Genomic DNA, 11,458 nt, shown 5'->3' on the forward strand with positions numbered 1-11,458 from the left:
GAAACGGACTAAGGTCCGTTTTTTTATACAATAAAACTTAGTCAAAATTTAAAATATCTTAACGCATTTTCGGAATGAAAATTGAATTTCTTTAGAATCTAATCACTTAAATCTTATTATTATGGATACGAATAGATTCAAGGCGTCGCACGATTTCAGTAATCTTCAGAAAAATTTGCATAATAACCCGGGATATAGCGTAGAAAGCTATTCTCAGCAGGTAAAAGATTACATCAACGAGATGAAAGGTAAGAATCAGGAAGCAACCAAACAGGGGTTCATGTCCCATGCGCAGAAATCAGCAAAAGAAGTTTGGGAAGAGATCCAGGAAATGGCCTCAGAAGCATGGGATAAAAATAAAAATCATTCTGATGAAAAAAAATAATTTTTAACATTAAAGTTTAACCTTACTTCTAACAAAGTGAGGTTTTTTGTGTAAACTAATGAACGACATAATGAAAGTTTTTGTAAATAAAAGAATTCCTGAAATAGGAATCAAACTACTGGAACAGGAAGGATTGGAGGTGCTCTTTCCAAAAAATGAAATCCCTTCTCATGAAGAATGGTTAAGCTATTGCCGGAATGTGGATGCCATCTTAAGCATAGGAAATGATTTTAAATATAATAAGGAATTTTTTGAAGCATGCCCCAATGTTAAAGCAATAGCGCTGTATTCGGTAGGGTTCGATCATGTTGATATAAAAGAGGCCACTCAAAAGCATGTTCCTATAGGCAATACCCCTGATGTGTTGAGCAGAGCTACTTCCGATGTGGCTTTTTTATTGATGCAGTCGGTAGCAAGAAGGGCAAGTTATAATTTTCAGAAAGTGAAAGAAGGAAAATGGGGAACGTTTGATCCTTTGCATGCCTTAGGACAGGAGCTGTATGGAAAAACTTTGGGAATCTTAGGATTAGGCAGAATAGGTTTCGAAATGGCTAAAAAATCCCAAAAAGCCTTTGATATGGAAATCATTTATCATAACCGCCACCGAAATGAAGAAGCAGAGAAGGAGCTGGGTGCCGCTTATGTTTCTTTTGAAGAACTCATAGAAAGATCAGATGTATTGAGTGTTCATGCTAATTTTACTCCTGAACAGAAAAATCTTTTTAACAGCTCTGTTTTTGAAAAAATGAAGTCTAATGCTATTTTCATCAATACAGCAAGAGGAGGTTTTCAGAACGAAAAAGATTTGTACGAAGCGTTGGCCTCAAAACAGATCTGGGGAGCCGGTTTAGATGTTACCAATCCCGAACCTATGTCTGAAAAGGATCCGCTGTTGGAACTTTCAAGTGTCTGCGTACTGCCACATATTGGTTCTGCCACTATGGAAGCCCGAAACGGAATGGCAAGGCTGGCTGCCGAAAATATCATCGCTTTTTCAAGAGGCGAAAAAATGCCACATTGTGCCAATCCTAAAGTTTATTCTGATACTATATAGCAACTTGGAATTATTTTTGTTCTTATCATATAAACAATAAAACCTAAATAGTATGGCACCTGAAAACAATATTAATGAACAGAACAAAAGGCTGGAGCGTATGGATTATGATCCCAACGAAGATATATTCAAAAAGGAAAAGCATATTTCGCTTGACGGAGATGGAAATCCTATATTGAATGAAGAGGAGGAGGATAAAATTGATAAAGGATTAGATATTCCCGGCGTTGAAGATGATGACGATATGGAAGAAATAGGAGCGGAGGATGAAGAAAATAATTATTGGAGCCTCAGCGATAATGAAGATGACCATGAAGAAGAAAATGATGATGTCTTAACTTAAGTTTTGAAACCAAAAATACCAACCTTACTGAATTTCAGTGAGGTTTTTTATTTTTATATCTAACACTTCGCTTTCTAAGAATGGAATTCCCCTCCTCCAGAGGGGTGGCTTCGACTGCAAGGAGAAGACGGGGTGGTTAGAAGCACACAAGAAAGTTGAAAGAGTTTATTATTCAGAATTATGAGACCACCCCGTCTTCCAAAATTCCTTGAATTTTGAAATCCACCCCTCCAAAGGAGGGGAATCCGAGGTGTTTCATTTCAATATAGGTTTTCTCAGCTTTTACATGACGGGTAATGTTTCAATATATGCAAGAGAGTACTTTGTCATCTTAATTTCAGTAAGATTTTTTATTTTTATACTCAACACTTCGTTTTCTAAGAAAGAAATTCTCCTCCTCCCTGAGGGGTGGATTCGACTGAAAGGAGAAGACGGGGTGGTCAAACGAAAAAACACAATAATGGAACAAACTCTAACACATATACGGAATATTCCGATTCAGAGGAATTTTGTAGAAAACCTACCCTTTAATCCTCATTTAATAATTTTACTGAAAGAAAAACGAAAAGCAAGAATTCTTGGAGAAGTACTTTTTTGGAAAAAAGTTCGTGCAAGAGTATTTCACAATATTGATTTTGACAGACAAAGAATTATTGGAAACTATATTGTTGATTTTTATGTGAAAACATTAGGACTGGTCATTGAAATTGACGGATCAAGTCATGATGGGAAAGAAGTTTACGACGGAATCAGACAGGAATATTTAGAGTCTTTAGGATTAATGGTTTTCAGGATTGATGATTTTGATGTCAGGAATAATCTTAGTATAGTGATGAGAGAGCTGGAGGAATTTATTATTCTGCATTATGGAGCCACCCCGCCTTCCAAAATTCCTTGAATTTTGAAATCCACCCCTCCGAAGGATGGGGAATCTGAGTGTTTTATTCAATATAGGCTTTTTCAAAAATCAAATGGTAGACACTATTTCAATATGTGTAACAGATATATTTTGCCGTCTTAATTCCAGTAATTTTTTTTATTTTTATACTCAACACTTCGTTTTCTAAGAAAGGAATTCCCTTCCTTTGGAGGGGTGGATTCGACTGAAAGGAGAAGACGGGGTGGTAAGAAAAGCATACAAGAGATAATAGATACAACAAATCTACCCTTTCACCCTTTTCCCTTATTCAGCTTTTCCCCTGTTTTGTTGCAGGTATTTTATAATTTGAATATCTTTAAAACTTCAAACATTGTTTAAACATAGAACTTTAAATAGCAATATGACATTTCAAGAACAAATACAACAAGGTATACCTAATCAGCTGCCACAGCCAAAACCATACGAAACAAATATTAACCATGCTCCGAAGCGTAAAGAAATTCTAGGGGAAGAAGAAAAAAAACTGGCATTGAAGAATGCCTTACGTTATTTTGATCCTAAGTTTCATGCAGCATTAATTCCTGAATTTAAGAAGGAACTGGAAGACTACGGAAGAATTTATATGTATCGTTTCCGTCCGGATTATGAAATGAAGGCGAGACCGATTACGGATTATCCTGGGAAATCTGAGCAGGCAAAAGCAATTATGCTGATGATCCAGAATAACCTGGATTATGCAGTAGCTCAGCATCCCCATGAACTGATCACTTACGGTGGAAATGGTGCCGTTTTTTCAAACTGGGCACAGTATCTTTTAACCATAAAGTACTTGTCTGAAATGACAGATGAACAAACTTTAGTAATGTACTCTGGACACCCGATGGGGTTGTTCCCGTCACATAAAGATGCTCCAAGAGTGGTAGTAACGAATGGAATGATGATCCCAAATTATTCCAAGCCTGATGACTGGGAGAAATTCAATGCATTGGGGGTAACTCAATACGGTCAGATGACTGCAGGAAGTTATATGTACATTGGTCCACAGGGAATTGTTCATGGGACAACAATTACCGCTTTAAATGCTTTCAGAAAAATAAATAAAGAGCCTCAGGGAGGACTTTTTGTAACTTCAGGTTTAGGGGGAATGAGCGGTGCTCAGCCAAAAGCCGGAAATATTGCAGGATGTGTTACCGTATGTGCAGAAGTGAATCCAAAGATCACAAAAATCCGTCACGATCAGAAATGGGTGAATGAAATCCATGAAGATCTTGATGAACTGGTACAAAGAGTAAGAGAAGCTCAGCAGAATAAAGAAGCTGTTTCTTTGGCCTACCTTGGAAATATCGTTGATGTTTGGGAAAAATTTGATGAAGCAGATCTAAGGATTGATATCGGTTCAGACCAGACTTCACTTCACAATCCGTGGGCCGGAGGATATTATCCGGTAGGGCAAAGCTTTGAGGAATCTAACAGAATGATGGCTGAAGATCCTGAGCTATTCAAAGAAAAAGTACAGGAAACTTTAAAGAGACATGCTGCAGCTATTAATAAACATACAAAGAAAGGTACCTATTTCTTTGATTACGGAAATGCCTTCTTACTGGAAGCTTCCAGAGCAGGCGCTGATGTAATGGCTGAAAATTCAACATTGGGAAGAGAGTTTAAATATCCTAGTTATGTTCAGGACATTATGGGACCTATGTGCTTTGACTATGGTTTCGGACCGTTCCGTTGGGTATGTACCAGCGGAAAACCGGAAGATCTGCAGAAAACGGATACTATTGCCTGTACGATATTGGAAGAAATGATCAAAAATTCTCCTGAAGAAATTCAGCAGCAGATGAAAGATAATATCCAGTGGATCAAGGGGGCTCAGGAAAACAGATTAGTGGTAGGTTCCCAGGCAAGAATTCTGTACGCAGATGCAGAAGGAAGAATGAAAATTGCTGAAGCTTTCAATAAAGCGATTAAAAAAGGAGAGATAGGACCTGTAGTATTGGGAAGAGATCATCATGATGTATCAGGAACAGATTCTCCTTACAGAGAAACTTCCAATATTTATGATGGTTCAAGATTTACAGCAGATATGGCGATTCATAATGTGATAGGTGATAGTTTCCGGGGTGCTACCTGGGTTTCTATTCACAATGGAGGCGGTGTAGGCTGGGGAGAAGTGATCAACGGAGGTTTCGGAATGCTGTTGGATGGAAGTGATGATGCAGACAGAAGATTAAAATCTATGCTGTTCTGGGACGTTAATAACGGAATCTCAAGAAGAAGCTGGGCCAGAAATGAAGGCGCTATGTTCGCGATAAAAAGAGCGATGGAAATTGAGCCGAACCTGAAAGTGACGCTTCCTAATCTTGTAGATGAAAACCTACTGTAAATAATAAAGATGGAGAGGTGGTGATGAATTCATAGACGATTATTTGTTTTAACAAACAGACTAATACATTAAAAATTGAAAAAAATAGGAATTATAGGTTGTGGTTGGTTGGGCGGTCATATTGCACAGAGATTATCCGGGCAATATGAGATTTTTGCAACGACTACATCAGAGTCTAAAATAGAAGATTTATCAGCTAAAGGATACCGTGTGACACAGGTCAGCTTTCCGGACGATGATATATCCGAAACAATGCAGGAATGGGCTATGGCACCACAGCTGGATGCTATAATCATCACGGTCCCGTTTTCAGGGATAAGGGGTGCTGAAATTCCGTTGCATGAGAGGGCTCAGAATTTACTGGCATTTCTTGGAGATTATAAAGGACAGCTCTACCTGATGAGCTCTACAGGAGTATATCCGAATGCTGAAAAAGAATTTACAGAAGAAGACCGTTCCGCGGATGATGTTCCAAGCGAGAGTATCATAAAAAGCAGATTTCCTGAGGTTAATATTTTGAGACTGGCCGGATTAATGGGAGACCAGAGACTGCTTAAGAATTATAATATATCCAATCTTGATCTGTTGGTCAACCATATTCATTATGCAGATATTTGTTCAGTTGTTGAAAAAATGCTGAAGAATCAATCGCAATCCAAAGTTTATAATGTGGTGGCTCCTGTGCATCCTAATAAAGAAGAGATTATCAATGCCCAGAAAGATCTGCCGTATTCAGGTGACCGTACTATCCAAGGCAGAACAATATCCCCCTCAAAATTAATTTCAGACCTGGATTTTGAATTTCATTATCCGGATCCACGATATTTTCATCTTACGACTGGTTCTTAATGATCATGTTAAAAGGAATAAAAACCTGCTGTGAGGCAGGTTTTTTATTTGATTTTCATATGTATATCGCTGTATTTTTAGTCCCGATAGTCAATATTCCTATTAGTGTTCTAAAGCGTTCTATATATACGCAATCTTATTGGTATTAATAAACATCTCCGGCAATCTTCGATCGCCGGAGATGTTTATTATGGTAAGCAAAAAACTAATTAATTTTTTACCGCTGCAATAGCTGCCTCATAATTCGGTTCCTGAGAAATATCCGGTACCTGCTCTTCATAAATAATATTTCCTGAAGGGTCAATCACTACAACAGCTCGGCTGAGAAGTCCTTTCATCGGAGATTCTATCATTTCTACCCCATAATTCCATCCGAAATCGGAACGGAAATCCGAAAGCATCACCACATTACTGATCCCCTCAGCACCACAGAATCTTTTTTGAGCAAAAGGTAAATCTTTGGAAATACAAAGAACTACCGTATTGGGAAGATTTCCGGCATCCTCATTGAAATGATGAACAGATGCTGAGCAAACTCCCGTATCTACACTTGGAAAGATATTGAGGATCACATACCTTCCTTTATAAGCATCCAAGCTCTGGTCATTCATATTAACATCCGTAAGGGTGAACTTAGGAGCAGGTTTATTAATCTCCGGTAATTTGGAATAGGTACGTACTGGTGTTCCTTTTAACAAAACAGTATTGATTGCTTTAGAATTTTGAGCAAAACTAAATGTTGATAAGAAAAATAATGTACTGAAAATTACTTTTAAAAACATGAATTTATTTTTTTAGCAAAATTATTCTTTTTTCGATTGCCAATAGTCAATTTAAATAGATTAAATCTATTCTCAGACTAAAGCGGTCTTATCTTAAAGTCAATTTTAATTTTCATTCAAACAGCTTGCAAATAGAACAAATCTATTAAACCATAGATTCTAAAATCGTTTTTTACATCTACCTTTATTCTTCAAAAATTAGATTCAAATTATTAAAATTTTAGAAAATATGAACTCGAACAGCACATCGTCATTTCAGGATATTTTTAAAAGTGAAAATGAAATTCCCGAAGAATATAAAGTTCCCGAGATCCATCAGAAGGAGTATCTGCTTAATGGAGAACTGGTAGAATGGAAAGGAGAAATGCAGAACATTTATTCGCCGGTCTGTATTCCTACAGAAAACGGATTGGAAAGGAAGCTGCTGGGAAGTATTCCGAATATAGGACCTGCAGAAGCAATGGAAGTTCTTGATGCCTGTGTAAAAGCATATAATAACGGATTAGGCGAGTGGCCCACCATGTCTGTGGAAGGAAGAATAAAGTGCATGCAGAAATTCGTATACCTGATGATTCAGCAGCGTGATCTTGTTATTAAGCTACTCATGTGGGAGATCGGAAAAACCCTGGCTGATTCTACCAAAGAATTTGATCGTACCGTAGATTATATCAACCAGACAATTGATGCGTTAAAAGATCTTGACAGGGAATCTTCCCGTTTTCAGCAGGCCGAAGGAACAATCGCCCAGATCAGAAGAGCGCCATTGGGTGTTGTTTTGAGTATGGGGCCGTTCAATTATCCTTTGAATGAGATTTTTACGACACTGATTCCTGCCCTGATCATGGGAAATACAATCTTGTTTAAGTTACCGAAGCATGGAGTATTGGCTCATTATCCTCTGTTGAATGCATTTAAAGAAGCCTTCCCGAAAGGAACCGTGAATACACTGTACGGAAAAGGTTCGGAGATCATCACTCCTATTATGGAAAGCGGAAAGGTGAATGTATTGGCTTTCATTGGCTCCAGTAAAGTAGCGAATGGGTTGAAAAAACTACATCCGAAAGTTAACCGCTTACGGGCTATTTTAAGTCTGGATGCTAAAAATGCGGCTATTGTTACAAAACATGCCGACCTTGATGTGGCAGTGAGTGAATGTATTTTGGGAGCTCTTTCCTTTAACGGACAACGTTGTACTGCATTAAAACTCATCTTTGTGCAGAAAGAAATTGCCGCAGAATTTAACGCCAAACTGAGTGAAGCTGTTTCTGCTTTGAAGCCGGGACTTCCGTGGGAAAAAGATGTCAAGGTAACTCCGCTTCCGGAGGTGAATAAGCCTCCTTATCTAAAAGAATGTATTGATGATGCATTGGCAAAAGGAGCATCAGTTTTAAATAAGCAGGGAGGCTATACAGAAGAATCTTTTGTTTTTCCGGCGGTAGTTTATCCTGTGAACAGTGAGATGAAATTATATCATGAAGAACAATTTGGACCTATAATTCCTGTAGTGCCGTTTGAAGAGATTGAAGAGCCTATAGAATATCAGGTGAATGCTTCTCACGGGATGCAGGTGAGCATTTTCAGTGAAGATCCACAGGAAGTTTCCAGACTGATTGACCCATTTGTGAATCTTGTGAGCCGTGTTAATATCAATTGTCAGGCACAGCGTGGACCCGATGTTTTTCCTTTTACCGGAAGAAAAGACAGTGCCGAAGGTACACTTTCTGTTTTTGATGCACTTCGTTCATTCTCTATAAGATCCCTGGTAGCCGCAAAACTTACGGAATCCAATAAAGAATTGCTCAATACAATTGTTAGAGATCACGATTCCAACTTTTTAAGTACAGATTATATTTTCTAGAGAAATTCTGACATCGATTTAACATAAAATAAAAATTCTTAATAAACGCCTTTGTTTTTTAAGAATTTTTTAACTTAATCTCTGGAATTTTAGTTTTTGTGTTATATAAAAGTAGCGTTTTTATTGATGTTACTTTAAGGATTAGTTTGTAAATCATGTCTTCACTGGAAAAAGAATTTTTAGAGAAAATTGAAAAACATAAAGGTGTTATTTTCAAGATCTCTAAAATGTATATGGATAATTGGGACGACCAGAATGATCTTTATCAGGAGATCATTTACCAGGCGTGGAAATCATATGGAGATTTCCAGAGAAGGAGTGATTTCTCAACGTGGCTGTACAGAACTGCGCTTAATACAGCAATTGTATTTTTGAGAAGCGAAAAAAAGCGTAGTTTTATCCGGAACCAAAATGTAGACGGATTAGGTGTTCAGCAGGAGCCCTATAATGATACGGATGACAAAAATATGAAGATGATGTATGAAGCGATCCATCAGCTAAGTCCAATTGATAAAGCTCTTATTTTTTTCTTTCTGGAAGATTTTCCCGGAAAAGAAATTGCCCATCAACTAGGTATTACCGAAGTCAATGCAAGGGTAAAACTTAAAAGGGCAAAAGCGAAACTGAAAGAGATCATTGAAAAACAAAGGACAGGTTCAAATTAAAACATGAAAAACATGGAGCTAGACAATTTTAAAGAACTTTGGAATAAAGATAACGGCCAGGAACCGCCGGAAATTTCGCTTGAAAAGCAGCGGGAGATCCATTCTCCGCTACAGATGTTGAAAATCAATATGAAAACTGAATTTTGGCTCATGGTCATTACATTACCCATGCTACTGACCAGTTTTCCTTTTGCTTCTCCTGATTCTAATATTAAAACGATATCAACTTTCGTCACTGTTTTGACGATCGCCTTTATTGTTTATTTTTATTCCCGGTTTCTTATACTGTATAAATTACTGCAAAGAAACAGTATCAATACCAATTATGATCTTTTTAACCTTAAAGCCCAGCTTTTAATATCAAAGGAAATTTATATTTCATACTATATTTCCTATATTCCATTGGCCTTCCTCTTATCTTTGATAAAAGTTAATTTCCATTTCGATATGGAGTATAATCTGGCTATTTTCGGAATCAGTTTTCTTATTACTCTTTTATTGGTGTTCTTTATTATCAAATACTGGATTTATTATATGTACGGCAGGTATATAGAAGATGTTATAAGGCTGGTAGATGAGCTTAACGGTATTGACATAGCTCCAAAAGCTGTCAGTAAGAAAAAATCATGGTTTGAACGTTCTCAGAGATTTTTTATGAACAAATTTGGAATTAAAGGAAATATTCTGAATACCGTAATCTGGTTTGTGTCAGTCTATATATTCATTATTTTATTTTTAACACTTGTTCTTCTTGTGTTTATCATTATAGGTGCAAAACTTGATTTTATTGATGTGAATACGCTGCAAAAGGCTTTAGATAGGCTGAATTAGAATTTTTTTACCTTTTAAGATTAATAATAGATAAATTCCATCAATCGATACCTTGAAGTTTTATAGCAGTTTTTTTATAAAAAAAATGTAACATTTCCGTTTTTTTTCTACTAACTGTGAAAATTATTATTTCGAGCAAGATACTATTGGAACAAATAGCTATTGAGTAAGATTAAAAAACACACACAATGAGGACCTGACAGATTTCTGTCAGGTTTTTTTTATTTTTTCTAAATTTCTGTAACATTTTTTTTAAACTGAAACTAACTCTTTAGACTGACAAGCTATGACCTCAATAGAGCAAGAGTTTTTGGATAAGATTACAAAGCATAAAGGAATCATTTTTAAGATTTCTAAGATGTATATGTCTGAAAAAGAAGACCGGGATGATCTTTTTCAGGAAATTATATACCAGCTCTGGAAAGCATATCCCAGCTTTCTCGGGCATAGTGAATTTTCAACCTGGCTCTACAGGATTGCCTTAAACACCGCTATTATTTTCCTTAAATCAGAGAAAAGAAGGAGCTTTATTGCTAATAATGACATTTCCAACTATATCATTGCTCAGGAGGAGTATGACTATCATAAAGAGGAAAGGTTAGCTAAAATGTATAAAGCCATTCATCAGCTGAATCCAATTGATAAAGCATTTATTTTTTATTACCTGGAAGATTTTTCAGGGAGAGAAATTGCCGAACAAATGGGTATTTCTGAAGGAAATGTAAGAGTGAAAATGAACAGAGCAAAAAATAAACTTAAAGATATTTTAGGCTCAGATTAAATTTAAATAATCAGTAAATCAACAAACCAATGAATATAGACGAATTGAAAAATACCTGGAATGAGGATATTACAGAGGTAACACCGGAAATAAGCATTGAACAAAGAAATAAAATTAATCTTCCACTTGAAAAAATGCGTAAAAATATGCGTCAGGAGTTCTGGTGGATGATAGGGATTTTTATTTTTGCATTTATGGTTTGCTCAGTATGCAGGCCTTTTAAACTTCAGTTGTATATTACCGTATTAATTGCTTCTATGCTAATTGTCACCGTTTTCTTTTTCAGTAAATTTTTTAAACTTTACAATGAGATAAGCAACACGGAACTGAAGACCTATGAGGCGCTGAAAGATCTGGTTACTCAGTTTAATTTAAATAAACAGTATTATCTCTCTTACTATATCAGTTTTGCCCCTTTTCTGGTATGCGAGATACTTATCGTCCTGGAGTTTATACCCTGGCCCAAACCTTTAAGCGAGGCGAAAATTGCCATTATACTGATAGGTTCAGTAATCGCAGGGCTATTTGTATTGTTTTTATCCGGAAGACTATGGTTCTATCGCTATTATGGAAGACATATTCAACATATTGAAGGCCTTTTAAATGAGCTAAAGAAATAAAGAGCCTCGGGCGGGCTGAAAGCC

At 36.6% G+C, this 11,458-nt stretch carries 12 protein-coding genes; 11 read left to right on the forward strand and 1 reads right to left on the reverse strand.

Going from position 1 to position 11,458, the window contains the following annotated elements:
• Positions 1–121: 121 nt before the first annotated feature.
• The 6 genes from LQV47_RS21895 to LQV47_RS21920 all read left to right on the forward strand — a co-directional run bounded on the left by LQV47_RS21895 (position 122) and on the right by LQV47_RS21920 (position 5,897).
• Positions 122–385, forward strand: a complete 264-nt coding sequence (locus LQV47_RS21895) for a prevent-host-death protein (protein WP_230041245.1) — start codon at positions 122–124, stop codon at positions 383–385.
• 58 nt (positions 386–443) lie between these two features.
• Positions 444–1,439, forward strand: coding sequence for a D-glycerate dehydrogenase (locus LQV47_RS21900; protein ID WP_230041246.1), 996 nt, complete (start codon positions 444–446; stop codon positions 1,437–1,439).
• Positions 1,440–1,491: 52 nt separating this feature from the next.
• Complete coding sequence (locus LQV47_RS21905) at positions 1,492–1,782, forward strand: hypothetical protein (protein ID WP_230041247.1); 291 nt, start codon at positions 1,492–1,494, stop codon at positions 1,780–1,782.
• Positions 1,783–2,242: 460 nt separating this feature from the next.
• Positions 2,243–2,680 carry an endonuclease domain-containing protein gene (locus tag LQV47_RS21910; protein WP_230041248.1) on the forward strand — a complete coding sequence of 146 codons (438 nt, stop codon included), beginning with the start codon at positions 2,243–2,245 and terminating at the stop codon, positions 2,678–2,680.
• Between the two features lie 382 nt (positions 2,681–3,062).
• Complete coding sequence (locus LQV47_RS21915) at positions 3,063–5,048, forward strand: urocanate hydratase (RefSeq protein ID WP_230041249.1); 1,986 nt, start codon at positions 3,063–3,065, stop codon at positions 5,046–5,048.
• 75 nt (positions 5,049–5,123) lie between these two features.
• Positions 5,124–5,897 carry a hypothetical protein gene (locus tag LQV47_RS21920; protein WP_230041250.1) on the forward strand — a complete coding sequence of 258 codons (774 nt, stop codon included), beginning with the start codon at positions 5,124–5,126 and terminating at the stop codon, positions 5,895–5,897.
• A gap of 209 nt (positions 5,898–6,106) precedes the next feature.
• Here the strand turns inward: LQV47_RS21920 and tpx are convergent, their stop codons facing one another.
• A complete protein-coding gene (gene tpx / locus LQV47_RS21925; RefSeq protein ID WP_230041251.1) occupies positions 6,107–6,679 on the reverse strand; it encodes a thiol peroxidase in 573 nt (190 codons plus the stop codon).
• 229 nt (positions 6,680–6,908) lie between these two features.
• On the opposite strand from tpx, the gene LQV47_RS21930 reads away from it, so the two are divergent.
• The 5 genes from LQV47_RS21930 to LQV47_RS21950 all read left to right on the forward strand — a co-directional run bounded on the left by LQV47_RS21930 (position 6,909) and on the right by LQV47_RS21950 (position 11,434).
• The gene (locus LQV47_RS21930; protein WP_230041252.1) at positions 6,909–8,537 is read left to right on the forward strand and encodes an NADP-dependent glyceraldehyde-3-phosphate dehydrogenase; all 1,629 of its coding nucleotides are present in this window, start codon (positions 6,909–6,911) and stop codon (positions 8,535–8,537) included.
• Between the two features lie 155 nt (positions 8,538–8,692).
• The gene (locus tag LQV47_RS21935; RefSeq protein WP_230041253.1) at positions 8,693–9,202 is read left to right on the forward strand and encodes a sigma-70 family RNA polymerase sigma factor; all 510 of its coding nucleotides are present in this window, start codon (positions 8,693–8,695) and stop codon (positions 9,200–9,202) included.
• 12 nt (positions 9,203–9,214) lie between these two features.
• Positions 9,215–10,033 carry a hypothetical protein gene (locus tag LQV47_RS21940; RefSeq protein WP_230041254.1) on the forward strand — a complete coding sequence of 273 codons (819 nt, stop codon included), beginning with the start codon at positions 9,215–9,217 and terminating at the stop codon, positions 10,031–10,033.
• Positions 10,034–10,319: 286 nt separating this feature from the next.
• Positions 10,320–10,814: an RNA polymerase sigma factor gene (locus tag LQV47_RS21945; RefSeq protein WP_230041255.1), complete on the forward strand. Its 495-nt coding sequence runs from the start codon at positions 10,320–10,322 to the stop codon at positions 10,812–10,814.
• A 29-nt stretch (positions 10,815–10,843) separates the two neighbouring features.
• On the forward strand, positions 10,844–11,434 hold the full coding sequence (locus tag LQV47_RS21950) for a hypothetical protein (protein ID WP_230041256.1): 591 nt from the start codon (positions 10,844–10,846) through the stop codon (positions 11,432–11,434).
• Positions 11,435–11,458 lie beyond the last annotated feature (24 nt).

The sequence above is a fragment of the Chryseobacterium sp. Bi04 genome (genome assembly GCF_918698085.1).
Classification (GTDB): Bacteria; Bacteroidota; Bacteroidia; order Flavobacteriales; family Weeksellaceae; genus Chryseobacterium.